We start from the raw sequence: 25,961 nt of genomic DNA, 5'->3' as shown, positions 1-25,961 counted from the left end.
CATGAACAGAGAAGAAAAAAACGAAGTAGTTTTAGAACTACAAGGACAAATGCAGGAGTTTGGCAATTTTTACATTGCTGATACTTCGAGCCTTTCTGTTGAGCAGATTAATAACATCCGTCGCAAATGTTTTGAAAGTGATATCGTAATGAAGGTTGCTAAAAACACTTTAATCCGCAAAGCGATTGAAGGTTTGGACGGCGATGCTTCTGAGATATACAAAGCCCTTAAAGGTTCATCATCATTATTATTCTCAAAAACAGCAAACGCTCCGGCTAAGTTGATTAAAACTTTGAGAAAAACTTCTGATAAACCTTTGCTTAAAGCGGCATACATAGATTCATCAGTATACGTTGGCGATGACCAATTGAATAACTTAGTAAGCTTAAAATCGAGAGAAGAGCTTATTGGCGATATTATTGGATTATTACAATCACCAGCTAAAAATGTTGTTTCTGCCCTTAAATCAAGCGGTGGCAAAATTGCAGGAATTGTTAAAACTCTACAAGAAAGAGAAGGTTAACGAACACCTTAAGTTCGAAAATTAAACAAAATTATTACACGTAAATTTTTAAAATCTTAATAAAATGGCAGATTTAAAAGCGTTTGCTGAGCAATTGGTAAACTTAACAGTAAAAGAAGTTAATGAATTAGCTCAAATCTTAAAAGATGAGTATGGTATTGAGCCTGCAGCTGCTGCTGTAGTTGCTGGTCCTGCTGCTGGTGGTGATGCACCTGCTGCTGCTGCAGAAAAAACATCTTTTGATGTAATCTTAAAAGAAGCTGGTGGTCAGAAATTAGCAGTTGTAAAACTTGTTAAAGACTTAACTGGTTTAGGTTTGAAAGAAGCTAAAGACTTAGTAGACGGAGCACCAAAAGAATTAAAAACTGGTGTTGCTAAAGACGAAGCAGAAGCTCTTAAAAAACAATTAGAAGAAGCTGGAGCAGTAGTTGAAATTAAGTAATAACTTAATTTAGCTAAGCTAAAAATGTATCAGACACCGACTGAAAATGTCGGTGTCTTTACCTGTTTATAAACACCTCATTTTGCTTGGTTAATGAGGATGTTTCAAACCCGAAACCAAACAAATAGTTTATTCTTAAACTAAAATCTTTTAGTCCATTGGCAAAGACAGTCGAACAAAGAGTAAATTTTGCAACTAGTAAGCACATTATAGACTATCCGGATTTTCTGGATGTGCAATTGCAATCATTCAGAGAATTTTTCCAGATAGATACCACATCAGACGATCGCTCTAGCGAAGGTTTGTTTAAAGTGTTTGCTGAAAACTTTCCAATAACAGATTCAAGAAACATCTTCGTTTTAGAGTTTCTTGATTATTTTGTTGATCCGCCACGTTACGATATACACGAATGTATTGAGCGTGGATTAACCTACAATGTTCCATTAAAAGCGAAGCTAAAGCTTTCTTGTAACGATGTTGAACATGAAGATTTTGAAACCATTATTCAGGATGTGTATTTAGGTACAATCCCGTATATGACACCAAAAGGTACATTTGTTATCAACGGTGCAGAACGTGTTATCGTTTCGCAATTACACCGTTCTCCAGGCGTGTTTTTCGGCCAAAGCCGTCACACAAACGGAACCAAATTGTATTCAGCACGTGTTATCCCTTTCAAAGGTTCATGGATCGAGTTTGCTACAGACGTTAACAACGTAATGTATGCTTACATCGATCGTAAGAAAAAATTCCCGGTTACCACTTTATTACGTGCTATTGGTTACGATTCTGATAAAGACATCTTAGAACTTTTTGATCTTGCTGACGAGGTAAAAGTTAGTAAATCAGGTTTAAAGAAATATATCGGTCGTAAACTTGCAGCAAGAGTTTTAAAGAAATGGGTTGAAGATTTTGTAGATGAAGATACAGGTGAGGTAGTTTCTATCGACCGTAATGAAGTGATTCTTGAAAGAGAAACCGTTTTAGAAGACGAACACATTGATATGGTAATCGAAGCAGGTGTTAAAACCATCATTCTTTCTAAAGAAGATGGTGCTAGCCAGGCCGATTATACCATTATTTATAATACATTACAAAAAGATACATCAAACTCTGAAAAAGAGGCTGTTGAAAACATCTATCGTGCTTTGCGTAACGCAGAACCACCTGATGAGGAAACTGCACGTGGTATCATTGATCGTTTATTCTTCTCAGATAAACGTTACGATTTAGGAGATGTTGGTCGTTACCGCATCAACCGTAAATTGAAAATGAATACACCGGATGATGTTAAAGTTTTAACAAAAGCGGATATTATCGCCATTGTTAAATACTTAATTAAATTAATAAACTCTAAAGAAGAGGTGGATGATATTGACCACTTATCAAACCGTCGTGTACGTACGGTAGGTGAGCAGTTGTATGCACAATTCGGTGTGGGTTTAGCCCGTATGGCAAGAACCATCCGTGAGCGTATGAACATTCGCGATAACGAGGTGTTTACACCAACTGACTTAATTAACGCCCGTACGTTATCGTCAGTTATCAACTCTTTCTTTGGTACAAATCAGTTGTCTCAGTTTATGGATCAAACCAATCCATTAGCCGAGATTACACATAAACGTCGTTTATCAGCCTTAGGCCCAGGTGGTTTATCACGTGAGCGTGCTGGTTTCGAGGTACGTGACGTTCACTATACGCACTATGGTCGTTTGTGTACAATTGAAACGCCAGAGGGACCGAACATTGGTTTGATTTCATCACTTTGTGTGCATGCAAAAATCAATAATTTAGGTTTTATCGAAACACCATACAAACGTGTTGAAGATGGTAAAGTAGTTGTTGATTCTGATGTTATTTATTTATCTGCAGAGGATGAAGATGGAAAAACCATCGCTCAGGCAAATGCAGAATATGATGATAAAGGTAACTTTATAACACCACGCGTAAAAGCACGTTATGAGGGTGACTTCCCGATTATTGAGCCTGAGAAATTAGACTTGATGGATGTTGCGCCTAACCAGATTACTTCAATCGCTGCGTCGTTGATTCCGTTCTTAGAACATGATGATGCGAACAGGGCATTGATGGGATCGAACATGCAACGCCAGGCCGTACCATTGTTACGTCCGGAAGCTCCGATTGTTGGTACAGGTTTGGAAGGCCGCGTTGCACGCGACTCAAGAACACTTATCAATGCAGAAGGTAATGGTGTTGTAGAATATGTAGATGCGAATGAAATTACCATTAAATATGAACGTAACGAAGATGATCGTTTGGTTTCATTTGAAGGTGATAGCAAAACTTACCGTTTAATTAAGTTCAAAAAAACCAACCAGAATACTTGTATTAACTTAAAACCAATTGTTAAGAAAGGTCAGAAAGTTACTAAAGGACAAGTTCTTTGCGAAGGTTATGCAACTGAAAATGGCGAGTTGGCATTAGGTAGAAACCTGAAAGTGGCATTCATGCCTTGGCAAGGTTTTAACTTTGAGGATGCGATTGTAATTAACGAACGTATTGTTCGTGATGACGTTTTCACTTCATTGCATATCGAAGAGTTTGAATTAGAAGTACGTGATACTAAACGTGGAGAAGAGGAATTAACACCAGATATCCCGAACGTTTCTGAAGAGGCTACTAAAGACCTTGATGAAAACGGTATTATCCGTATCGGTGCTGATGTAAAAGAAGGTGATATTTTAATTGGTAAGATTACCCCTAAAGGTGAGTCTGACCCATCACCTGAAGAAAAATTACTACGTGCAATCTTTGGTGATAAAGCAGGTGATGTTAAAGATGCGTCTTTAAAAACTCCTCCTTCAATCCAGGGTGTAGTAATTGATACTAAGTTATTCAGCCGTGCTAAGAAAACTACAAAAGCTGAAGAAAAATCGGCAATTGAGAAATTAGACAAAGGGTATAACAACATCACTGAGAAGTTAAAAGCAGAATTAGTAGATAAATTATTCACCATTGTAAATGGAAAAACATCTCAGGGTGTATTTAACATTTACAAAGAATTGTTAGTTGCTAAGGGTGCTAAATTCACTCAGAAAATTTTAGCAGATCTTGATTACAATCACATCAGCCCTAACAAATGGACTACTGATGATGACAAGAACGAGATGATTAAAATGTTGCTTCACAACTACGGTATCCGTGTTAATGAAGAACTTGGCGCTTACAAACGCGATAAATTCGCAATTAGTGTAGGTGATGAGCTTCCATCGGGAATTGTACAGATGGCAAAAGTTTATGTTGCTAAAAAACGTAAATTAAAAGTAGGTGATAAAATGGCTGGTCGCCACGGTAACAAAGGTATTGTTGCACGTATTGTACGTGATGAAGATATGCCTTTCTTAGCTGATGGTAGCCCTGTTGATATTGTGTTGAACCCACTGGGTGTACCTTCACGTATGAACTTAGGCCAGATTTACGAAACCGTATTGGCATGGGCCGGTAAAGAACTGGGTGTTAAGTTCGCTACACCTATTTTTGATGGCGCTACGCACGATGAGGTTGAAGAGTGGATTGCTAAGGCGGGTGTTCCTGCCTCAGGAAAAACTTACCTATATAATGGTTTAACTGGTGAGCGTTTCGATCAGACTACAACAGTAGGTATTATCTATATGTTGAAACTAGGTCACATGGTTGATGATAAAATGCACGCCCGTTCAATCGGACCATACTCATTAATTACACAACAACCATTGGGTGGTAAAGCCCAGTTCGGTGGTCAGCGTTTTGGTGAGATGGAGGTTTGGGCATTAGAAGCATTCGGTGCTGCTAATATTCTTCAGGAGATATTAACCGTTAAATCGGATGATGTTATCGGAAGAGCCAAAACTTACGAAGCCATTGTTAAAGGTGAAAACCTACCAACACCAGGTGTGCCAGAATCGTTTAACGTATTGGTGCATGAGTTACGCGGTTTAGGTTTAGATATTACGTTAGATTAACTAAGGTAGAAGGTATAGAGGTAGAAGGTTAAGGGTTTAGACGCCCCAAGCCCTCTACCTTTCCGCCCTCCGCCTTTAACCTTATAAAAAGAGTATGTCTTACAAAAAGGATAATAAATTAAAAAGCAATTTCACATCAATCACGATTAGCTTATCGTCTCCGGAAATTATTTTGGAACGTTCGAGCGGTGAGGTGTTGAAACCGGAAACTATTAACTACCGTACTTACAAACCTGAACGTGATGGTTTGTTTTGCGAGCGTATTTTTGGTCCGGTAAAAGACTACGAATGTCATTGCGGTAAATACAAACGTATCCGTTATAAAGGTATTGTTTGTGATCGTTGTGGTGTTGAAGTAACAGAAAAGAAAGTACGTCGTGAGCGTATGGGACACATTGCTTTGGTGGTTCCTGTTGCGCACATCTGGTATTTCCGTTCATTACCAAACAAAATCGGTTATTTATTAGGTTTACCTACTAAGAAATTAGATTTAATCATTTATTACGAGCGTTACGTAGTTATCCAATCAGGCTTAATGGCCGAAGAAGGTATCAATTATATGGACTTCCTTACCGAAGAAGAATATTTAGATATCTTGGATAAATTACCTAAAGAAAACCAATACTTAGACGACAAAGATCCTAATAAATTCATCGCCAAAATGGGTGCTGAAGCATTAGAAGATTTGTTAAAACGTATTGACTTAGATACTTTATCTTACGACTTACGTCACCAGGCAGCTAACGAAACATCTCAGCAGCGTAAAAATGAGGCTTTAAAACGCCTTCAGGTTGTTGAAGCTTTCCGTGGCGCTAATACACGTATTGAGAATCGTCCTGAGTGGATGATTGTTAAAATTGTTCCGGTTATTCCACCAGAATTACGTCCTTTAGTTCCATTAGAAGGTGGTCGTTTCGCAACTTCCGATTTAAATGATTTATACCGTCGTGTAATTATCCGTAACAACCGTTTAAAACGTTTGATCGAGATTAAAGCACCAGAGGTAATTTTACGTAACGAGAAACGTATGCTTCAGGAAGCTGTAGATTCGTTATTTGATAACTCACGTAAAGTTAACGCGGTTAAAACTGAAGGTAACCGTGCTTTGAAATCACTTTCAGATATCCTGAAAGGTAAACAAGGTCGTTTCCGTCAAAACTTATTAGGTAAACGTGTGGATTACTCAGCACGTTCGGTAATTGTTGTAGGCCCTAGCCTTAAATTACACGAGTGCGGTATTCCTAAAGATATGGCTGCTGAGCTTTACAAACCATTCATTATCCGCAAGATGATTGAACGTGGTGTTGTAAAAACAGTTAAATCTGCAAAGAAAATTGTAGATAGAAAAGATCCTTTAGTTTGGGATATCCTGGAAAATGTACTAAAAGGACACCCGGTTTTACTAAACCGTGCACCTACGTTACACAGACTTGGTATTCAGGCTTTCCAGCCAAAATTAATTGAAGGAAAAGCTATCCAGTTACACCCTTTAGTTTGTACTGCATTTAACGCCGATTTTGATGGTGACCAGATGGCTGTGCATTTACCACTAGGTAATGCGGCAATTTTGGAAGCCCAGGTATTAATGTTGGCAGCACACAACATCTTGAACCCTGCAAATGGTACACCAATTACAGTACCATCTCAGGATATGGTTTTGGGTCTTTACTACATTACTAAAGGCCGTAGAACTGATGAAACCAGAGTTGTAAAAGGACAGGATTCGAATTTCTATTCTCCCGAAGAAGTTATCATTGCTTATAATGAGAAAGAATTAGACTTGCATGCGTTTATCAAAGTAAGGGTAAATGTTAAGCAATCTGATGGCTCTATCGTTAATAAGTTAACAGAAACAACTGTTGGTAGAGTTTTATTCAACCAGATGGTACCGGAAGAAGTTGGTTACATCAATGAATTGTTAACTAAAAAATCGTTAAGAGATATTATCGGTGAAGTAGTTAAAATGACTGGTATGGCCCGTGCTTCTCAATTCTTAGATGATATCAAAGAATTAGGTTTCCGTATGGCTTTCCAGGGCGGTTTATCGTTCAACTTACAAGATGTAAATATTCCTGTAGAGAAACATACATTGCTTGAGCAAGCAGCTGCTGAGGTTGAAGAGGTGAGAAACAACTATAACATGGGTTTCATTACCAACAACGAGCGTTACAACCAAATTATCGATATCTGGACCCGTATCAACAACAGGTTAACTACTTTCGTCATGACTCAGTTATCGTCAGATAACCAAGGCTTTAACTCGGTTTACATGATGCTTGATTCAGGTGCACGTGGTTCAAAAGAGCAGATTCGTCAGCTTTGCGGAATGCGTGGTTTGATGGCAAAACCTCAGAAATCAGGTTCAGGTGGTGATATTATCGAAAACCCTATTTTATCAAACTTTAAAGAAGGCTTATCCGTATTAGAGTACTTTATCTCTACTCACGGTGCTCGTAAAGGTTTGGCAGATACGGCTTTGAAAACGGCGGATGCGGGTTACTTAACTCGTCGTTTACATGATGTTGCACAGGATATGATTGTAAATGATAACGATTGTGGTACCTTAAGAGGTATGTACACAACAGCATTGAAAGATCAGGAAGATATTGTTGAGCCATTATACGACAGGATTTTAGGTCGTACCTCGTTACATGATGTGTACAATCCATTGGATAACACGTTATTGATAGGTGCGGGCGAAGATATTAACGAAGATGTAGCTAAAGCGATTGAAGAATCTCCTTTAGAAGGTATCGAAATTCGTTCGGTATTAACCTGCGAAGCCAAACGTGGTGTTTGTGCACTATGTTACGGACGTAACTTAGCATCAGGCAAACGCGTTCAGAGAGGTGAGGCAGTTGGTGTAATTGCAGCACAATCAATCGGTGAGCCGGGTACACAGTTAACACTTCGTACTTTCCACGTGGGTGGTACTGCATCAAACATCGCTGCAGAATCAAACATCGTAGCTAAATTTGATGGTGTTATCGAATTTGAAAACATCCGTACTGTTGATACACAAACAGAAGATGGAACAGTTCAGGTTGTATTAGGTCGTTCAGGTGAATTCAAAATTGTTGAGCCAGGAACGGGTCGTATTATTGTAACCAACAACATTCCTTACGGTGCATTCTTATTTGTTAAAGAAGGCGATAAATTATCAAAAGGAGATAAAATTTGTTCGTGGGATCCATATAACGCGGTTATTCTTTCAGAATTTGCCGGTAAAGCACAATTTGATGCAATTATTGAAGGTGTTACCTTCCGTGAAGAGTCAGATGAGCAAACTGGTCACCGTGAAAAAGTTATTATCGATACACGTGATAAAACAAAAAATCCTTCGGTTCAAATCGTTGATAAAAAAGGCGAATTCATTAAAGGTTATAACATCCCGGTAGGTGCTCACGTTTCTGTTGATGAAGGCGAAGCTATCCAAACTGGTCAGATTATCGCTAAAATTCCTCGTGCAACTGGTAAAACCCGTGATATTACCGGTGGTTTGCCTCGTGTAACGGAATTATTCGAAGCTCGTAACCCATCTAACCCGGCTGTAGTAACCGAAATTGATGGTGTCGTAACTTTGGGTGGCGTTAAACGTGGTAACCGTGAGATTACAATCGAATCTAAAGATGGTGAAGTTAAAAAATACCTTGTTCCATTGTCTAAACACATCCTTGTTCAGGATAATGACTTTGTGAAAGCTGGTATGCCGTTATCAGATGGTTCAATTTCTCCTGCAGATATCTTATCAATTAAAGGCCCTGCAGCAGTTCAGGAATACCTGGTAAATGGTATTCAAGAGGTATATCGTTTGCAAGGTGTGAAAATTAACGATAAGCACTTTGAGGTAATTGTTCACCAGATGATGCAGAAAGTTCACATCGAGGATCCGGGCGATACTATTTTCTTAGAAAATAACGCTGTTGACCGTTGGGATTTTGCTGAAGAAAACGATGCAATGTACGACAAGAAAGTTGTTGAAGATGCAGGCGATTCGACAGATCTTAAACCAGGTCAAATTGTTTCATTACGTAGATTAAGAGATGAAAATTCTCAGCTGAAACGTAAGGATTTGAAACAAATCCAGGTTAGAGATGCAAGACCCGCAACTGCGAGTTCTATCCTTCAGGGTATTACACGTGCATCATTAGGTACTAAATCGTTCATTTCTGCGGCTTCATTCCAGGAAACTACGAAAGTATTAAATGAGGCAGCAATTGCAGGTAAACGCGATAACATGTTGGGCTTGAAAGAAAACGTAATTGTAGGTCACTTAATTCCTTCTGGAACTGGTGTTCGTGGTTACGAGAGAATCATCGTTGGTTCTCAGGAAGAATACGACAAATTATTAGCTTCGAAACAAGAAGAAGTAGAAGCATAATATTTCAATATTTTAAGAAAAGTCCTCCATTAAAATGGAGGACTTTTTTGTTTAAAGTGGATTTGTGGCGTTCGATATTTCCGGCGATTATAAATTTCTTAATTAATATTATGAATCTGATTCAATAAATTTCCTTATTTTATTTAATCTTTTCTTTAAATCCGCCGTTTAGCAGCGGATTTTTTTATTTTTGACTTATGGAAGAACAACAAAACGAAAACCAGTTGAACATAGAGCTATCTGAAGAGATTGCTGAAGGTATTTTTTCGAACCTGGCGATAATTACCCATTCTAACACGGAGTTTGTGCTCGATTTTATCAGGGTGATGCCGGGCTTGCCAAAAGCGAAGGTAAAGTCGAGAATTATCCTTACGCCTGAACATGCAAAACGTTTGCTAACCGCACTGGAAGATAATATCCAAAAATTCGAACACGTTAACGGCCGCATCAAAACGCAGGAAGAACCGCCTTTTACGATGGGTTTTGGAGGCCCTACAGCCCAGGCATAAATTTCTTTAAAACAAAATAAACAAATACTTGATTGCTATGTTAGCATAATATATATTTGTCATATAACCATATATAAATGAGAAAAATTTTATTGAGCGTATTACTTTCTGCCCCGCTGTGGGTTTTGGGGCAGGGTTTCCAGGTTAATTTACAAGGCCAGAAACAAATTGGCATGGCTGGTGCGGGTTCTGCACTTGCTTTAGATGAAGCTTCCGTATTTTACAACCCAGGTGCAGTTAGTTTCCTGGAGAAAAATTCCATTTCTGCGGGCGTTAACCCACTTTTGTTTAAGTCGGCTTTTCAGCGAACGGGCTCAAACGTTACCGAAGATGTAAAGAATAAAATAGCGCCACCTTTCGAATTCTACGCAGTTTGGGGTCCGAAGTCAAACCGTTGGAAACTTGGTTTAGGGGTTTACACGCCATTTGGGGGTTTGGTAGATTGGGGTGATAACTGGTCTGGTAAATACGCCCTAACTTCGTTAAACCTGAAAGCAATTTATGTTCAACCTACTTTGAGTGTAAAAATTACTGATCAGATTGGTATCGGTGCCGGTTTTGTTTACAACCACGGCGACGTAAACCTTCAGCGGGCACTTCCGGTAAATTATCCTGATGGCCGCTCGGGCAAGGTAACGCTTGACGGTACAGGTAAAGGTTATGGCTGGAATGCGGGTATATATATCAAAACTTTAAGTAATGTTACTTTTGCAATTGTACATAAATCGAAAGTGGTAACGAAGTTAGATGGAGGTTCTGCGCAATTTGATGTGCCTGAATCTTTGAGAACTTCTTTCCCGGCAGGAAATACATTTAATGCAGAACTGCCTTTACCCGCTACAACTAGTTTAGGTATTGGAATTCCATTATCGAAAAGCACGTTGCTCGCATTCGATGCAAGTTGGGTGCAGTGGCACATCTATCAGGATTTATCTTTCGATTATGCAACCAATACCTCAGCACTTGCAGATACAAAATCAGCCAGAAACTATCGTGATGGTTCTTCATTTAAACTGGGTATAAACCACCAGGCTTCTGATAAACTTGCCCTACGGGCCGGTGTTGGCTATGCATTCAGTCCGGTTCAGGATGGTTATGTAACTCCGGAAGCACCAGATGCTGACCGTTATATTTTAAGTGCCGGTGCAGGTTACGCTTTCACTTCTAAATTTGAAGTTAATGCATCATTATTTTTTGAAGATGTTAAATCGCGTAAACAGAGAAATATTGAAACTGGATTAGATGGTACATTTAAGACTTTGGTTTATGCGCCGGGTATTTCATTAACTTATAAATGGTAGGAGAATTTCAAATGAAGAAATATATATACAATAGTTTTTTTGCGGCCGTAATTCTTTTTGCAGCGGCTTGTAAACCCGATATAGATACCGCAGTTGGTACATCTGCCGGTCAGGCAAATTTTAGCAAATACATTGCTGTGGGCAATTCTCTAACATCTGGCTTTGCCGATGGCGGGCTTTACCTTGAAGGCCAAAAAGTTGCTTACCCTAATCTTGTGGCTGCTCAAATGGCCACTGTTGGAGGTGGTAGCTTTACTTCTCCATTTTTTACCGATGCACAGGCAAATGGTTCTGGCTACTTAAATTTATCAGCACTTGTAAATGGAACGCCAACTTTAACAAACGTAACTAGTAACCTCGCTTACCGTGATGCGGCCGGGCATTTGGCAAAATACACTGGCGAGGTACAAAACCTTGGTATCCCTGGTATGCGTGTTGATTTAGCTTTTGCTGCTCCTTTTGGTGCTGCAAATCCTTACCTTGAGCGCTTGCTAACTGATGCACAAGTTGGAACGGCGAGTTATTTCCAGTTTATTCAGGGAAGAAATCATACTTTCTTTTCTTTGTGGCTAGGTAATAATGACGCTTTAGGTTACGCAACAAATGGTGGAGTAACTACCGATGCGACAAACGTGTTGACTGATAAATCGACATTCGCACTTTTATATTCAAACTTAGTAAATTCATTAACAGCTGGCGGACAAAAAGGCGTAGTTGCTACAATTCCTGACGTTACCGCAATTCCATATTTTAATACGGTAACCATTGCAGCCTTGCTTAATGCAGCGAAAGCGATTAACCCTGCAGCGGCAGCAATTTACATTCAAACCGGAACCGGTGCGGTAAGGGCTGCAACTGCTGATGATTTGATTCGTTTACCTTTCCAATCTTCTGGTTTATTTGGTGTTCCAAATGCTTCGGGACTTCCTTACGGCTTACATCCTTTAAATCCGATTGCCAACAACTGGGTTTTAGATAAAGACGAAATCGTTAAAGTGAAAGATTATGTACTTAGCTACAACAGCACCATCAAATCTCTTGCGGATAGCAAAGGCCTTGCCATAGCAGACACCTATACTTATCTAAATCAAGTGAAAACAGGCATTGTTTTGCAAGGTGTTGGAATTAATTCCGGCTTTATAACCGGTGGTGCTTTTTCTTTGGATGGTGTTCACCTAACGCCACGTGGAAATGCTGTAATTGCAAATGTATTTATTGATGCAATTAACGGCAAGTATGGCTCTAATATTCCTACTGTCGACATTACACAGTATAGAGGTGTTAAGTTCCCAGATAAATAAGATTGTTCAGTAAAACAAATAGGCTCCGGATTTTATCCGGAGCCTTTTTTTATGGCTTTTTGAGTTCTTGGTCTATCATGTTAATTACCGATTCAAGTTTACCCGGCTCAAACCACTTGATATCCTCATCTCTTCTAAACCAGGTTAACTGCCTCTTGGCAAAACGCCGGGTGTTCTGTTTAATGGAAGCAACCGCAACATCTAGCGGAACTTGCTCATCCAGATAATCGAATAATTCGCTATAACCAACCGTATTTAAAGCATTATCTCTTCGATAATTAATTAATGATTTCACTTCTTCAAGCAGGCCATTTTCCATCATTTTATCTACCCGAAGGTTAATGCTTTGATAAAGTTTGGCCCGGTCGGTATTTAAGCCAATTTTTATGATGTTAAATGGTCTTTGTTTTTTCGTTGAAGACAACATTGAGGACAGCTTTTTCCCCGTTGAGAGAAAAACTTCAAGTCCTCTAATCATTCTTTGCGGATTATTCTGATCAACTTTTTCGTAATACTCCGGGTCATGCTGTTTAAGCTGATTTTGGATTATTTCCAGGCCTTCATCTTGAAATTGTTTATTTAACGCTGCTCTAATTTTAAAGTCAATTTCCGGCATTTCGTCTAGGCCATTAACTACAGCATTAATGTACAAACCGCTTCCACCAACCATTACCGCCTGATCATGCTTTTCGAAAATGTTTTCGATAACCTTCAAAGCTTCTACTTCGAAATCTCCTGTGCTAAAAAGTTGTGTAACGGAATGGGAGTTAATAAAATGATGTTTAGCAGCAGCGAGTTCAACAGCATTTGGCTTAGCTGTGCCAATTTCCATTTCCCTAAAAAACTGCCTCGAATCTGCAGATACGATTTCAGTTTTATAATGTTTTGCGATATCAATGGCCAAAGCCGTTTTGCCGATGGCTGTTGGGCCAACGATAACGATTAAGGTTTTGATATTGCTTTTTACCATGAGGTTAAGGTATAAAAAAACTGCCGGATGGTTTGTCCGACAGTTTGATATTTAAAAACTTGTATAACTAATTAATAATCATCTTTGTGCGTATCATCTTCGTAGCTTTCGCTGTCCGAAAACTCATCGCCAAACTCATCATTCTCTTCCGAATCCTCTTCTTCATCGCTTTCCTCTGCATTGATACCCATTTCACCCATTGCTTCAAGTTCATCAGTATCTTCAGGAACAAAATTCATTTCATTAAGGAAATCAAATTCGCTGGCAGATGCCGCGGCCCCACGTGGGTCGACAGATTGCGGCCCGTTTTGTTCCATAATTTTCGGCGCTTCGCCGGCGCTTTTTGCTAAAAACGGATATTCAATATGTGGGTCGGCTTCTAAAATGATTTTAACGAGTTCTATATGGAAATCGTAAGGCCGATCGAAATTGTAGGTATAATAAAATTTTTGATGAGGGTCTTCGATAAAGCCGCTGAGTTTTGAGTTCTCCATTAGCACAACTCTATCTTTTTTACGTTCATTTGGTAAATAAGCAATTTCATCACCTTTTAACCAATTATCGGTACTTACATAAAATGATGAAGATTTTTCGGCATTATATCCCGTCGATTTGTGAATTGCCTTGTGCAAATCTTCAAATGTCTGGTTAGATTTAATGTCGATCTCTCGCACAACATCATCAAAATCTTCAAAAGTAATTTTAAATTTATAAATAGCCATTATTGTTATTTGGAGCTGTAAAATTAAAGTTAATTTGTTTTATCACAAAACAACATTTACGACAAAAAGTTGTTTGGTTGATTGTTTTTGGCAATTAAATTATCTATTAACAGGATTTAATCCCATTTGTTTCGCCAGGTTGAGCATAAAATTAAACGCTTCGTTGTAGTCGTTTGTTATCTCACCTTCCAAAATGGCTTCGCGAATTGCGCTTTTGATTATTCCAACTTCTTTACCGGCATCAAGGGCGAAGGTTTCCATAATATCGTTGCCGGTAATAGGAGGCTGCCAGTTTCGTAATTTGTCGCGTTCTTCTACGTCTTTTAGCTTTTGTTTAACCAGTTCAAAATTATTCCTGTACCTGGTTTTTTTGTATTCATTTTTTGTTGTAACATCTGCATTGCAAAGCAGCATCAAACTTTCAATTTCTTCACCTGCATCAAAAAGCAATCGCCGAACAGCAGAATCTGTAACTGTATCCTGGGCTAAAACGATTGGCCTTAGGTGAAGTTGCACCAGCTTTTGAACGAATTTCATTTTTTCATTCAGCGGCAATTTTAACTGATTAAAAATTTTCGGGACCATTCTGGCGCCTTTATCTTCATGGCCGTGGAAAGTCCAGCCGTGGCCTTCCTCAAAACGTTTTGTCGCCGGCTTGGCAATGTCGTGCAGTATTGCTGCCCACCTCAGCCATAAGTCTTCAGTGTCAGCACAAATGTTATCCAAAACCTCCAGGGTGTGGTAAAAATTGTCTTTATGCCCTTTTCCTTTAATTATGTCCACGCCGAAAAGCTGCGCCATCTGCGGGAAAATAATATGTAGTAATCCAGTATCGAACAATAACTTAAATCCTACAGACGGCTTAGGGGATAAAATGATTTTATTAAGTTCGTCTGTTATACGTTCTTTTGAAACGATGTTAATGCGGTCCTTTTGCGTTTTTATGGCACTAATTGCAGCTTCATCAATTACGAAATTTAACTGCGATGCAAATCTTACGGCCCTCATCATCCGTAGGGGATCATCTGAAAAGGTAATTTCCGGATCTAATGGTGTACGAATGAGTCTATTTTCTAAGTCACGCAGCCCTTCAAACGGATCTAAAAGTTCGCCAAAATGTTCTGCATTTAGGTTTATCGCCAGTGCATTTATTGTAAAATCGCGGCGAAGCTGGTCATCTTCAAGTGTGCCATCTTCTACGATTGGTTTTCTTGAATCGGAGCGATAGGACTCCTTTCTTGCGCCAACGAATTCTATTTCCAAATCATTTACTTTGATGTTGGCCGTTCCAAAGTTTTTAAAAATGGCAACTTTAGTATTCAACTTGCTGCCAACGCTCTCTGCATATGCTATCCCGCTGCCAACTACCACAACATCTATATCTTTAGATGGTCGGTTCAAAAACAAATCGCGAACGAAACCTCCAATAACATATGCCTGGATTTGGTTTTTATCGGCAATTTCCGATAGTGTTCTAAAAATTGGATTTTGTAAATGTTGTTGCATAAGTCTGGAGCCGCCATGCTGAATGTTAGTTCAGAAACTTTTTTATAAAGAACCTGAATAGACATCAGGTTGCCGGCTATTTAATTTTTACAAAAGTAATAAAATTACTTACGAATAAACTCAAACTGGCCTCCTGGAGAAAGTTTCATAATTGTGGATGGTTTTTTTGAAGTTCTGCTTTCCTGTTCAAAATCCACTACGTAATCAACGCCATCAATGATTTCGGCGCTAATATCATCGAAGTTTTTTGGTGATGGCTCACCACTTAAATTCGCTGATGTAGAAACTATTGGCTTGCGGAAGCGCTGTATTAAAGGTGTGCAAAAATCGTGTTTTACAATTCTTATCCCCACACTTCCATCTTCATTAATTACATTTTGAGCTAAATTTTTTGCGCCAGAAAAAATAATGGTAATCGGGTTCTCGGCATATTCGATTAAATCGTAAGCTATCTCCGGCACTTCAGTAACGTAACTTTGTATTTTGCTGTCAACATCAAGAAGAACTATCAAACTTTTTTCGGCCGGTCGATTTTTAATTTTCAGTATTTTGTCAACCGCTTCCGGGTTGCTGGCATCACAGCCCAAACCCCAAATTGTATCTGTGGGGTAAAGTATAACACCGCCCGATTTTAAAATTTCTAAAGCCTTATTTATTTCTTCTTTAAGCATGCTGCAAAGGTAATTTTTTATGCAATATGTTAAATGTTCAAAATGCGATAATATTTAACATTTAGGCTAAAACAATGGCTTTTAATCAGCGTTTTACAATAAACAATTCTAATGTAAAAATAATATGTTGTTTTTGTTTTTGCCTCAATATTTAGGTATTTTTAGTACAGGTTATTTTAAAAAATATAAACACAAATTAACAAATGAAAATTTTCCAAAAATTATTAATGCTGATTGCCGTTGTAATCACATTAGCCGGGTGCTCTTCGCTTCGGACCGCTTCAGATTATGACAAGAACGTCGATTTGAACGCTTACAAAACTTACAATTTTTACGATAAAGGCATTGCCAGAGTTAAGCTAAACAATCTTGATAAAAGAAGATTGATGGCTGCTGTTGAAGCTGAAATGAATGCTAAAGGTTTCACAAAATCTAACCGACCAGATTTGTTGGTTAACCTTGTTGTTGTAGCCAGAGAAAAAACCGACTTCTATGGTCCGGCGTACTACGGTGGCTGGGGTGGGGGCGGCGGCTGGGGCTGGCGTGGTGGTTGGGGCGGATGGGGCTCTAACTATGTAAACCAATACATTGAAGGCACAATTATCATCGATTTCTTAGACCCTGCTAAAAAGATATTGTTCTGGCATGGTCAGGGTGCTGGCTTTAACCTCGATAACTTTAGCAAAAGAGAACAGCGTTTATACACCGGCGTGAAAGAAATTTTAGCGCAATATCCGCCAAACGCGATTGCTGCCAAATAACATTTAGGTTAAAATACTTTTGTAGCAATTTATTAATTGCTCCGTTACTAAAGGGCTGTTGAATTTTTGAACAAATTCCAGCCCTTTTCTTTTCATCAGCTGTTGCTGAGACGACGATTCGATTACCTGTTTTATGGCCGCCGATAAGGCGTTTACATCAGTAGGGTGTACGTAAATACTATCTGGCCCACCTGCTTCTTCAAGGCACGAACCCGTTGCCGCAATTGTAGGCAGACCCGAATAAAGTGCCTCGATTATTGGAATGCCGAAGCCCTCGTAAAATGAAGGATAAACAAATAATGTAGCCAATTGATAAATAGCGGGTAAATCAGTAAACGGGATATTTTGAAGAAAAATGACCCTGCTTGTTAAACCAAGTTTTTTAATTACCCTTTCAACCGTTTGGAAATAAGCCGTCTTTTTGCCAATAACAACGAGTTTATAGTCTTCGCTAACATTATTCAAGGCCTGAATGGTCAGCAAAAGATTTTTGCGCTCTTCAATCGTTCCAACACTGAGTATAAATTTCTCCGGGAGCTTATTTTTTAAACTGACCCGTTTTAGCGTTGATTCATCATAAGGCTTTTTAAAAATATCATCGCAGCTTTGATAGATAACCTCAATCTTATCAGGATTAATTCCATAAAATTCGATAATGTCGGCTTTTGTTTTTTCACTGATGGCGATTATCTTATCGGCTCGCTTACACGCAGATTTACTTTTCCATTCGTATAATTTTCTGTCGATAAGTTGATAGTATTTTGGAAAGCGCAGAAAAATCAGGTCGTGCATGGTAACGACGGATTTAATCCTGGTGTGTTCAATTGCAAAAGGAATTTCGTGGCTTAAGCCATGGTAAATTTGAATTTCATCATTTACCAGGTCTTTTAAAATGTTTAGGCTTCTCCAAAGGAAAGTACCATTTTTTGGCAGTTTCAGTTTGATGTTTTCGTCTGCGAGGAAGCCATCAATCTGTTGCCCTGTTTTTACTTTAGGTGTATAAACGAAATATTCGTTTTGCGGAAATTGCCTGGCGAGTGCCTCAATTAACGATCGGCTGTAATTACCTAAACCTGTCAGGTTATTTGCAGCACGTTTTCCATCGAAACCAATTTTCATAAATTGAAAGGTGTAAGGCAGAAGGTTTAAGGCTTTGGATGATGCCTTACACCCTAAACCTTACACCTCAATCCATTTTATACGGCTACATTGTTTTCTCTCAACGCATCGTTAAGTGAAGTTTTCTTATCTGTACTTTCTTTACGTTTGCCAATAATTAAAGCACATGGAACCTGGTATTCTCCGGCAGGGAACTTTTTGGTGTAACTACCTGGAATTACCACCGAGCGGGCCGGCACAATTCCTTTATACTCTACAGGCGTTGGCCCGGTAACATCAATAATTTTGGTTGATGCTGTTAAAACAACATTTGCACCCAGAACGGCTTCTCTTTCTACCTTCACACCCTCAACAACAATTGCTCTGGAACCTAAAAACACATCGTCTTCGATAATTACAGGAGCTGCCTGAACAGGTTCTAAAACGCCACCAATACCAACGCCGCCACTTAAATGAACACGTTTTCCGATTTGTGCGCAAGAACCAACTGTAGCCCAGGTATCTACCATTGTACCTTCATCTACATAGGCGCCAATGTTTACATACGATGGCATCATGATTACGCCTTTAGCCAAGTATGCACCGTAACGGGCACTTGCCATTGGTACAACACGTACGCCAGTTGCTTTATAGTCGGTTTTTAACTCCATCTTGTCATGGTAAACAAAAGGACCGCTCTTAATTTCTTTCATCTCACGAATCGGGAAATACAAAATAACAGCTTTCTTTACCCATTCATTAATGCCCCAGGAATTTAAAACTGGTTCAGCAACGCGAATTTCACCTTTATCCAATCCCTGGATAACGGTTTCAATAGCTTCGCAATAGTTGCTGTATTTTAAAAGGGTTCTGTCTTCCCAAGCGGCTTCAATTAATTTCTTTAAATCTGAATACATGATGTTTTTAAATTTTACGCAAAATAAAAGAAATTTATCTATAACTTGGGGTTTCAGTTTATAAATATTGTTGATTTGCTGCATTGCTCAATTGCCTGTAGAAGTTACTATGATCTATTAATGTCAATATTTGGACAATTAAACCGCTAAGAATTTAACATTTCATCAATTTAACTTATTTTTGAAACGTTATGGCAGAGGTAGAAAAACTGAGAATTGATAAATATTTGTGGGCAATCAGGCTGTTTAAAACCCGGAGTTTGGCAACCGAGGCATGCAAAGCAGGAAGGGTAAAGTTTAAAGGACAAAATGTAAAGCCATCAGCGATTGTTAAAATTGGCGATGTTTACCAGGTATCAAAAGGTATTGAAAAGAAAATTATTGAGGTTGTAGACTTCTCTTATAACAGAACAGATTCGCCAATAGCCTTAACTAAATACAAAGATTTAACGCCTGTTGAAGAAACACATGCTTTTAAATCTATGTTCCATTCTCCTAATTTAAAAAGAGATAGGGGAACAGGCCGGCCGACGAAAAAAGACAGGAGAGAAACGGATGATTTGATAGGCGGCTTGTTTCAGGAAGATGATGAGTAAGTTAACGAAGCTGTAAGTCTTCAGAATTTTCGATTAATTGGATGTTGAAATACCGCATTCTGTAGCTCATCATTGCTGTTTTACCTAATCTGTCTATCAATTTATAATTTGCAATGGCGCCAACAGCAGCACCCACAAAAGGCAGCATTTGGGCAAGCTTCGCTAAATCGATATAATCTCTGTATTGCTGTTGAAAAGTTAACCAATCAAACTCATCAATATTTGTTGGCAATTTATGCGCTTTGCTATCCCAGTCTTCCATCTTTAAAAAAATATTTTTGCTTTCCTCCTTACTCGAAAACGCAAGTTGAAAAATGTGTAGGATAAAGAGGCGTTCCCGGTAATCTTTAACATCATAACCGTAAACTGCAGCAATATCGAAAAGCATTTTCATCTTTATTCCGAGCAACAAAGGGAAATCGGCAAGGCTCATAAGAAAGCCGCCGGCGCCGGTTACACCACCTTCGGCTGCACCTGTTTTCTTGTAATTTTCGATTTTCTGCTTAATCAGTGCTTCACGGTGCATTAAGGTAAAATCGGTAACCGGCTTTGATGTTGTAAATGTAGAACCAAAAAGCACAGCCTTAACCATCTGCTTAATGGCGGTTGTTATGGCATTGTGAACCTTATCAGGAATATAGCTATTAATTTTTCGCTGAACGTTATCGGTAACCTTACTCAAAAGCGATGGTTTTTGTAAAGTTTTAAACTTCCAAAATTCCAGTTCACTTTTTATTTTTTGCTCGTAAGTCATGCTGATTATTTCGAGTTAGACGTATTTAATAAAGCAATTGTTTCAAACTTGCCTTTAATAATCTATTCTTAAAGGAGAGGTTTCCCATAGTTTGAACGCTTCCATCGCTTCATCTCTTAACATTTGTACCACTGGCAATGTTCGGTGTTCCATAGGTTTGTCCAGTTCCTCGTAAATAAATTTATCATCAAAGCCTATATCTGCCGCATCTGCCTTTGTGTTGGCATAATAAATAGTTTCAATACGCGACCAGTAAATGGCGCCAAGGCACATAGGGCAAGGCTCGCAACTTGTATAAATAACGCAACCGCTCAAATCAAAGGTGTTTAATGCCGTGCAGGCCAGCCTGATTGCCGAAACTTCGGCATGTGCAGTAGGGTCGTTAGTGGTGGTTACCTGATTTGCAGATTTTGCCACAAGCTTGCCATCTTTAACAATTACTGCTCCAAAGGGACCGCCAACGCATTCGCTAACATTTTTTACCGATAGCTCGACCGCCATCCGCATAAATGCTTCGTGTTGTTCTTTATTTTCCATATCTAAATGTTCAGACAAAAAAAATGCCCCGATTGTTCGGGGCATTCCTTGAAGTTTTTAATTTAAAACTATTTTTTAGCGTAATCAGCATTTAAGCCTTTAATCACTTCAGAAGTTACATCTAAACTTTCATCAGCAAATAAAATTGCGCTGTTGCCTTTTGAGTAGGTCAACACCATTTTATAGCCTTTACCTTTAGCATAACCTTTTAAGTAAGCAGCAACTTTATCGTATAATTTTTCATTTTCTACAGCCTGCTCGTTTTGTAAAGCGCCACCAGCATTTTGTTGGTAGGTTTGCAATTCTTGCTGCTTGCGGCCTAAACGCTCTTCAGTAGATTTACGAACATCAGCAGCTAAAGAGCCTGCAGTTTGTTGGTATTGGGCAACTTCTCTTTGAAAAGCCTGTGTTTTTGCCTGCATATCTGCCTGCGCACTTTTCGATTTACCTTCAAATTTAACTTTTAGGTCTTTGTAATAATCGTATTTGGTTAATAACGAATCTGAATTTACAAATACAATTTTCTCATCTGCAGAAACAGCCGCAGTACTATCTGTTTTTTTAGCTTCAGTTGTTTTAGTTTCTTTGTTTTGGCATGCAGAAAAAGCTGTAATTAATGCAGCCGTTGCAAATAAACCAAAGGTTTTAAAGGTTCTTCTTTCCATTATTGTTTAATAAATTTTAGCAAAGATAAAAATGATAATTAAGTATGCAATAAATACTTTATAGGCTTAAGGTTTTCTATAATAAATGCTTATCTTTTCGTTTAACGGGTTTCTGCAACTTAATATTATCACGTGGAAAGCAAATCCGCTGTTTCAGGTTAAGGTTAGTCCCGCTTGCCGCTTTACTTCGTGTTCGCTTTAATCGGGTTTAGGTGGCACATTTTAGCCTAGACTTTCACGGTTGCACGGCGCAGAACTGACCCAACACCGATAAAGCTGGCTAATTAAACCCTATTGAAATGAAAAGCGCCCGATTCTTCTTCGGGCCTTGTAATGTAAAGCGGGGCTGACGGAGGTTGGAAGGCCGAATTTGCTTTTCAAAACCTTATTGAAATGGCTTAAAAGGCATCTATTTCCCAATCTATTAACAGGCCAAAACTTATCCACATATTAGCGTATGTGCCAAAATTTCCGTATTTTTGATACTTATAGTTTTTAATTAAAATATGAGCGAAGAACAAGATTTAAAGTCAAATTATTCGGCAGATAATATACAGGTTTTAGAAGGTTTGGAAGCGGTGCGTAAGCGCCCTTCGATGTATATAGGTGATACCGGTGTAAAAGGTTTACACCATTTGGTTTACGAGGTTGTAGATAACTCAATTGATGAGGCTTTGGCCGGTCATGCAGATACAATCGACGTTAGGATTTTAGAAGGTAACTCCATCAGGGTAGAAGATAACGGCCGTGGTATTCCAACCGGTATTAACACAAAAGAAAATAAATCGGCGCTCGAAATCGTAATGACGGTTTTGCACGCGGGTGGTAAATTTGATAAAGATACCTATAAGGTTTCTGGTGGTTTGCACGGTGTTGGGGTAAGTTGCGTTAACGCACTATCTACACATTTAACAGCCGAGGTACACCGCGAAGGTAAAATCTGGATGCAGGAGTACAATATTGGTAAGCCACTGTATGATGTAAAGGAAACGGGCGTTACCGATAAACGTGGTACGATTGTAACTTTTAGTCCGGATGCTACAATATTTACCCAAACTACTGAATATAAATACGATACTTTAGCCGGCCGTTTACGCGAACTGGCATTTTTAAATAAAGGAATTACATTAACCTTAACTGATGAACGCGAAGTGTTGGAAGACGGTTCGTTTTTATCGGAAGTTTTCCGTTCGGAAGGTGGTTTAAGAGAGTTTGTTAAATTCTTGGATGGAACCAGAGCATCGTTTTTACCAGAGCCTGTTTATATTGAAGGTATTAAAAACGGTATTCCGGTTGAATTGGCTTTCCAGTACAATGATAGCTACTCGGAAAATGTGCACTCTTACGTAAACAACATTAACACACACGAGGGTGGTACGCATATCGCAGGTTTCCGCAGGGGTTTAACGCGTACGTTAAAAAGCTACGCCGATAAATCTGGTTTGTTGAAAAACCTGAAAATGGAAATTACCGGTGATGACTTTAGAGAAGGTTTAACAGCAGTTGTATCAGTTAAAGTGCAGGAGCCGCAATTTGAAGGGCAAACTAAAACCAAATTGGGTAACAGTGAGGTAATGGGTGCGGTTGATGTGGCTGTTGGCGAAGCTTTAGGTGCTTATTTGGAAGAAAATCCGAAAGAAGCGAAGCTGATTATTAACAAAGTTATTTTAGCGGCTACGGCACGTGCAGCAGCACGTAAGGCTCGTGAAATGGTTCAGCGTAAAAGTGTGATGGGTGGTTCTGGTTTGCCAGGTAAACTTGCCGATTGCTCTGACAGTGATCCTGAAAAATGCGAAATTTATCTGGTAGAGGGTGACTCGGCAGGTGGAACTGCCAAACAAGGTCGTGATAGAAATATTCAGGCTATTTTACCTTTAAAAGGTAAAATTTTGAATGTGGAGAAAGCGATGGAGCACAAAATTTACGAGAACGATGAGATAAAGAATATGTTTACGGCGATTGGCGTAAGCATTGGTACACCGGAAGATGATAAAGCGTTAAACTTAACAAAACTTCGTTACCACAAAATCGTAATCATGACGGATGCGGATATCGATGGGTCTCACATTACGACATTAATTTTAACTTTCTTTTACCGTTATATGCGTGCTCTAATCGAGGCTGGTTATGTTTATATCGCATCGCCACCACTGTATCAGGTTAAAAAAGGTAAAGAGTTTGAATATTGCTGGAATGATGTACAACGCGATGCTGCGGTACAGCGTTTAAAAGGTGCCGGTAAAGAAGACAGCGTACACATTCAACGTTATAAAGGTTTGGGTGAAATGAATGCTGAGCAACTTTGGGATACAACATTAAATCCTGCTACGCGTACGTTATTGCAAGCTACAATTGAAAGCGCAGCAGAGTGCGACCATACTTTTTCTATGTTAATGGGCGATGAAGTTGCTCCTCGTAGAGAGTTTATTGAGCGTAATGCTAAGTATGCAAAAATTGATGCCTAATTAAGCTTAAAGACCAAGCGAAAGCAAATTAAAAATAGAAACCTCTGTAGAGTTATAAACTCGCAGAGGTTTTTTTGTTTAAAGTAGTTTGCAATCAAAATCTAAGATTCAACTTGGTTGCCGATTCTAAAACACATCACAACGGTGCCCTAAGAAAAAACCTCTGTCAAGTAAAACTTGCAGAGGTTTATTTGAAATCGATAATTGTAAGTCAATCATCAAATTTGCCATCAACGCACATCCCATCCAGCATGCGCCCCGATACATTAACTAACCAGTCCAAAGAAGGACTACAACTAAAAATCTATAGAAACTATAGAATGTAATAAGAGCCCACAGGCGCTAATTCGGTTTGAGGTTTGTCCTCGTAAATTTTATTATCATCCAACATCTGGCACAAATCTCTTTCAATTGTTCTACAAATTGTAGTTGTCGGCGTATCCGTTGGCTTATTTTCAAAAGGATCCTGAAGGTGAACGGCCATTTTTTCGACCAATAAAAAGAAAGCAGCAATTGCAACAACCAAAGGAATCTCCATGTAGCCAAAGTATTCTATTAGGCCAAAAGGCAACAAAACGATAAATAAATGGATAGACATACTGATGTATTTGCTATACGTAACCGGAAAAACGGTATTTTTAATTCGTTCAGATCCGCCCATGTGGTTACATAACCCGCAAATAATCCGGTCGATTTCTATCTGCTGATATTTGTTTATCCAACCTTCCTGTAAGGCTCTTTTTAAATCCATTCCATGCAACTCGAGCAAGCTGGCAGTAACATTTTTACGTTTTTTGATAAACGCAAATTCCTCCTGCGTTAAATATTCTTCCAGGCCTTTTCTTGGGTTAAAGCCCCTCAGCGACTGGCTTAAGGCATAGCACCATGCAATTTGGCGTTTAATGAAACGTTCTTTAAAAGTTTCGATTTCTTCCTGCCCGTAAGGGTTTTCTACGAACGACAATATCTGGCGGGCAATAGATCTGGAGTCGTTAACAATTGCGCCCCACAGTGTTCTTGCTTCCCACCATCTATCGTACGCCTGGTTAGAACGAAATGCTAACAGAAGAGAAATTATTGTACCCAATAATGCCGGTACTGCTACCGGAATGGAAATACGGGTAACATGAAAATTTTGATAAAGCACTACAATGCCCACCGAATAGGCGATAACAAAAAGCAGTTCTTTCTTTATTTTCCCAAATATATAGGTGAGCGGAATATTATTTCGTAACAGCATGATATAAATTTTTTTAGTTTGAAAAATTAGGCATTCGACTCTTGTAACTGAACTTCCTGAATCTTGGTTTCGATTAAGTTTTCAGAATTATGAACCGTTAAAGCATTTAAAAAAAGCACCTCGCAGCCAGAGCGTTCTGTTAAAAATTTCGGGTCGATGCTGTATTTGTTAATTGGTTTGAAATTGTAATTTTTGAGGTATGCGATGTAATCAACATCAAACGCTTCGAGAAAATTTTTGAATGCAGCAACTGTACTTCCATAAAAGTATTCGATACCGATGCAATTTATTTGTGCCGGGTATTTAGTTTTAAACTGATTGATGGTATTGTAAAAATCATCGCTCACATTTTCGTAATCACGGCTGCGGCGGCTAAGCATGAGCATATCTGTAATAGAATCGGATAACTTGAAGGCATGTACAAAAATTATGTTCATCTTTTCTGCCTTTTGCTTTACCAATGCTTCGAGTATGGCTAGGCTATTCAAATTAAAGTCGGTTGGAATTAATACTGTTCTCATGGCACATCTTGTTTAAATGAATCGATTAATTATTTATACAAGTTTAAGCCGGTGTTATTACAGCGAAATAAGAATGAGATTAAAACGAGATTAGAATTTCAAATATTTTGGTTGTGATT

Annotated in this window: 21 protein-coding genes; 10 read left to right on the top strand and 11 right to left on the bottom strand. The window is 38.8% G+C overall.

Features of this window, described 5'->3' with window-relative positions:
- Position 1 precedes the first annotated feature (1 nt).
- The 7 genes from rplJ to AC0IWT_RS08180 all read left to right on the top strand — a co-directional run bounded on the left by rplJ (position 2) and on the right by AC0IWT_RS08180 (position 12,419).
- Positions 2–523 carry a 50S ribosomal protein L10 gene (rplJ, locus tag AC0IWT_RS08210; RefSeq protein ID WP_471796777.1) on the top strand — a complete coding sequence of 174 codons (522 nt, stop codon included), beginning with the start codon at positions 2–4 and terminating at the stop codon, positions 521–523.
- Between the two features lie 64 nt (positions 524–587).
- Complete coding sequence (gene rplL / locus AC0IWT_RS08205) at positions 588–965, top strand: 50S ribosomal protein L7/L12 (RefSeq protein WP_025143257.1); 378 nt, start codon at positions 588–590, stop codon at positions 963–965.
- 158 nt (positions 966–1,123) lie between these two features.
- On the top strand, positions 1,124–4,927 hold the full coding sequence (gene rpoB / locus AC0IWT_RS08200; RefSeq protein ID WP_056871290.1) for a DNA-directed RNA polymerase subunit beta: 3,804 nt from the start codon (positions 1,124–1,126) through the stop codon (positions 4,925–4,927).
- Between the two features lie 94 nt (positions 4,928–5,021).
- The gene (gene rpoC / locus AC0IWT_RS08195; RefSeq protein WP_056871289.1) at positions 5,022–9,308 is read left to right on the top strand and encodes a DNA-directed RNA polymerase subunit beta'; all 4,287 of its coding nucleotides are present in this window, start codon (positions 5,022–5,024) and stop codon (positions 9,306–9,308) included.
- A gap of 197 nt (positions 9,309–9,505) precedes the next feature.
- Complete coding sequence (locus AC0IWT_RS08190; protein ID WP_056871288.1) at positions 9,506–9,817, top strand: DUF3467 domain-containing protein; 312 nt, start codon at positions 9,506–9,508, stop codon at positions 9,815–9,817.
- Between the two features lie 77 nt (positions 9,818–9,894).
- Positions 9,895–11,118, top strand: coding sequence for an OmpP1/FadL family transporter (locus AC0IWT_RS08185; protein WP_471796776.1), 1,224 nt, complete (start codon positions 9,895–9,897; stop codon positions 11,116–11,118).
- Between the two features lie 11 nt (positions 11,119–11,129).
- A complete protein-coding gene (locus AC0IWT_RS08180) occupies positions 11,130–12,419 on the top strand; it encodes a G-D-S-L family lipolytic protein (protein ID WP_471796775.1) in 1,290 nt (429 codons plus the stop codon).
- Between the two features lie 49 nt (positions 12,420–12,468).
- Here AC0IWT_RS08180 and miaA read toward each other — a convergent pair whose 3' ends face one another.
- The 4 genes from miaA to AC0IWT_RS08160 all read right to left on the bottom strand — a co-directional run bounded on the left by miaA (position 12,469) and on the right by AC0IWT_RS08160 (position 16,288).
- The gene (gene miaA / locus AC0IWT_RS08175) at positions 12,469–13,389 is read right to left on the bottom strand and encodes a tRNA (adenosine(37)-N6)-dimethylallyltransferase MiaA (RefSeq protein ID WP_471796774.1); all 921 of its coding nucleotides are present in this window, start codon (positions 13,387–13,389) and stop codon (positions 12,469–12,471) included.
- 71 nt (positions 13,390–13,460) lie between these two features.
- The gene (locus tag AC0IWT_RS08170) at positions 13,461–14,111 is read right to left on the bottom strand and encodes an IS1096 element passenger TnpR family protein (RefSeq protein ID WP_471796773.1); all 651 of its coding nucleotides are present in this window, start codon (positions 14,109–14,111) and stop codon (positions 13,461–13,463) included.
- A gap of 99 nt (positions 14,112–14,210) precedes the next feature.
- Positions 14,211–15,617 (bottom strand): CCA tRNA nucleotidyltransferase, encoded by a 1,407-nt coding sequence (locus AC0IWT_RS08165; RefSeq protein ID WP_471796772.1) that lies wholly within the window; start codon positions 15,615–15,617, stop codon positions 14,211–14,213.
- A gap of 104 nt (positions 15,618–15,721) precedes the next feature.
- A complete protein-coding gene (locus AC0IWT_RS08160) occupies positions 15,722–16,288 on the bottom strand; it encodes an L-threonylcarbamoyladenylate synthase (RefSeq protein WP_471796771.1) in 567 nt (188 codons plus the stop codon).
- A gap of 203 nt (positions 16,289–16,491) precedes the next feature.
- Here AC0IWT_RS08160 and AC0IWT_RS08155 point away from each other — a divergent pair, with 203 nt between their 5' ends.
- Entirely contained in the window at positions 16,492–17,049 is a 558-nt protein-coding gene (locus AC0IWT_RS08155) for a DUF4136 domain-containing protein (protein ID WP_471796770.1), read from the top strand.
- 3 nt (positions 17,050–17,052) lie between these two features.
- Here the strand turns inward: AC0IWT_RS08155 and AC0IWT_RS08150 are convergent, their stop codons facing one another.
- Together AC0IWT_RS08150 and AC0IWT_RS08145 are read right to left on the bottom strand one after the other, a co-directional pair.
- Positions 17,053–18,168, bottom strand: a complete 1,116-nt coding sequence (locus tag AC0IWT_RS08150; RefSeq protein ID WP_471796769.1) for a glycosyltransferase family 4 protein — start codon at positions 18,166–18,168, stop codon at positions 17,053–17,055.
- A gap of 77 nt (positions 18,169–18,245) precedes the next feature.
- The gene (locus tag AC0IWT_RS08145) at positions 18,246–19,064 is read right to left on the bottom strand and encodes a 2,3,4,5-tetrahydropyridine-2,6-dicarboxylate N-succinyltransferase (RefSeq protein WP_471796768.1); all 819 of its coding nucleotides are present in this window, start codon (positions 19,062–19,064) and stop codon (positions 18,246–18,248) included.
- Between the two features lie 191 nt (positions 19,065–19,255).
- Between AC0IWT_RS08145 and AC0IWT_RS08140 the strand changes: the two genes are divergently transcribed.
- On the top strand, positions 19,256–19,660 hold the full coding sequence (locus AC0IWT_RS08140) for an RNA-binding S4 domain-containing protein (protein ID WP_471796767.1): 405 nt from the start codon (positions 19,256–19,258) through the stop codon (positions 19,658–19,660).
- A 1-nt stretch (position 19,661) separates the two neighbouring features.
- Here AC0IWT_RS08140 and AC0IWT_RS08135 read toward each other — a convergent pair whose 3' ends face one another.
- The 3 genes from AC0IWT_RS08135 to AC0IWT_RS08125 all read right to left on the bottom strand — a co-directional run bounded on the left by AC0IWT_RS08135 (position 19,662) and on the right by AC0IWT_RS08125 (position 21,616).
- Positions 19,662–20,414, bottom strand: coding sequence for an EcsC family protein (locus AC0IWT_RS08135; protein WP_471796766.1), 753 nt, complete (start codon positions 20,412–20,414; stop codon positions 19,662–19,664).
- Between the two features lie 54 nt (positions 20,415–20,468).
- A complete protein-coding gene (locus AC0IWT_RS08130) occupies positions 20,469–20,951 on the bottom strand; it encodes a nucleoside deaminase (protein ID WP_471796765.1) in 483 nt (160 codons plus the stop codon).
- A 68-nt stretch (positions 20,952–21,019) separates the two neighbouring features.
- Positions 21,020–21,616 carry an OmpH/Skp family outer membrane protein gene (locus AC0IWT_RS08125; protein ID WP_056871277.1) on the bottom strand — a complete coding sequence of 199 codons (597 nt, stop codon included), beginning with the start codon at positions 21,614–21,616 and terminating at the stop codon, positions 21,020–21,022.
- A gap of 506 nt (positions 21,617–22,122) precedes the next feature.
- Between AC0IWT_RS08125 and gyrB the strand changes: the two genes are divergently transcribed.
- Complete coding sequence (gene gyrB, locus AC0IWT_RS08120; RefSeq protein ID WP_056871276.1) at positions 22,123–24,081, top strand: DNA topoisomerase (ATP-hydrolyzing) subunit B; 1,959 nt, start codon at positions 22,123–22,125, stop codon at positions 24,079–24,081.
- A gap of 313 nt (positions 24,082–24,394) precedes the next feature.
- On the opposite strand, the gene AC0IWT_RS08115 is transcribed toward gyrB, so the two are convergent.
- Entirely contained in the window at positions 24,395–25,321 is a 927-nt protein-coding gene (locus AC0IWT_RS08115; protein WP_056871274.1) for a bestrophin family protein, read from the bottom strand.
- Between the two features lie 26 nt (positions 25,322–25,347).
- Positions 25,348–25,842: a hypothetical protein gene (locus AC0IWT_RS08110; RefSeq protein WP_471796764.1), complete on the bottom strand. Its 495-nt coding sequence runs from the start codon at positions 25,840–25,842 to the stop codon at positions 25,348–25,350.
- Positions 25,843–25,961 lie beyond the last annotated feature (119 nt).

The organism is Pedobacter sp. AC464 (genome assembly GCF_979253075.1).
The sequence above is the reverse complement of the archived record's forward strand: the minus strand, read 5'-3'. Positions and strand labels throughout refer to the sequence as shown.

Excerpts from the sequence above, each read along its gene's own strand:
- rplJ (WP_471796777.1), top strand. The coding sequence starts at position 2 with ATGAACAGAGAAGAAAAAAACGAAGTAGTTTTAGAACTACAAGGACAA.
- rplL (WP_025143257.1), top strand. The coding sequence starts at position 588 with ATGGCAGATTTAAAAGCGTTTGCTGAGCAATTGGTAAACTTAACAGTA.
- rpoC (WP_056871289.1), top strand. The coding sequence starts at position 5,022 with ATGTCTTACAAAAAGGATAATAAATTAAAAAGCAATTTCACATCAATC.
- AC0IWT_RS08190 (WP_056871288.1), top strand. The coding sequence starts at position 9,506 with ATGGAAGAACAACAAAACGAAAACCAGTTGAACATAGAGCTATCTGAA.
- AC0IWT_RS08185 (WP_471796776.1), top strand. The coding sequence starts at position 9,895 with ATGAGAAAAATTTTATTGAGCGTATTACTTTCTGCCCCGCTGTGGGTT.
- AC0IWT_RS08180 (WP_471796775.1), top strand. The coding sequence starts at position 11,130 with ATGAAGAAATATATATACAATAGTTTTTTTGCGGCCGTAATTCTTTTT.
- miaA (WP_471796774.1), bottom strand. The coding sequence starts at position 13,389 with ATGGTAAAAAGCAATATCAAAACCTTAATCGTTATCGTTGGCCCAACA.
- AC0IWT_RS08170 (WP_471796773.1), bottom strand. The coding sequence starts at position 14,111 with ATGGCTATTTATAAATTTAAAATTACTTTTGAAGATTTTGATGATGTT.
- AC0IWT_RS08165 (WP_471796772.1), bottom strand. The coding sequence starts at position 15,617 with ATGCAACAACATTTACAAAATCCAATTTTTAGAACACTATCGGAAATT.
- AC0IWT_RS08160 (WP_471796771.1), bottom strand. The coding sequence starts at position 16,288 with ATGCTTAAAGAAGAAATAAATAAGGCTTTAGAAATTTTAAAATCGGGC.
- AC0IWT_RS08155 (WP_471796770.1), top strand. The coding sequence starts at position 16,492 with ATGAAAATTTTCCAAAAATTATTAATGCTGATTGCCGTTGTAATCACA.
- AC0IWT_RS08150 (WP_471796769.1), bottom strand. The coding sequence starts at position 18,168 with ATGAAAATTGGTTTCGATGGAAAACGTGCTGCAAATAACCTGACAGGT.
- AC0IWT_RS08145 (WP_471796768.1), bottom strand. The coding sequence starts at position 19,064 with ATGTATTCAGATTTAAAGAAATTAATTGAAGCCGCTTGGGAAGACAGA.
- AC0IWT_RS08140 (WP_471796767.1), top strand. The coding sequence starts at position 19,256 with ATGGCAGAGGTAGAAAAACTGAGAATTGATAAATATTTGTGGGCAATC.
- AC0IWT_RS08135 (WP_471796766.1), bottom strand. The coding sequence starts at position 20,414 with ATGACTTACGAGCAAAAAATAAAAAGTGAACTGGAATTTTGGAAGTTT.
- AC0IWT_RS08130 (WP_471796765.1), bottom strand. The coding sequence starts at position 20,951 with ATGGAAAATAAAGAACAACACGAAGCATTTATGCGGATGGCGGTCGAG.
- AC0IWT_RS08125 (WP_056871277.1), bottom strand. The coding sequence starts at position 21,616 with ATGGAAAGAAGAACCTTTAAAACCTTTGGTTTATTTGCAACGGCTGCA.
- gyrB (WP_056871276.1), top strand. The coding sequence starts at position 22,123 with ATGAGCGAAGAACAAGATTTAAAGTCAAATTATTCGGCAGATAATATA.
- AC0IWT_RS08115 (WP_056871274.1), bottom strand. The coding sequence starts at position 25,321 with ATGCTGTTACGAAATAATATTCCGCTCACCTATATATTTGGGAAAATA.
- AC0IWT_RS08110 (WP_471796764.1), bottom strand. The coding sequence starts at position 25,842 with ATGAGAACAGTATTAATTCCAACCGACTTTAATTTGAATAGCCTAGCC.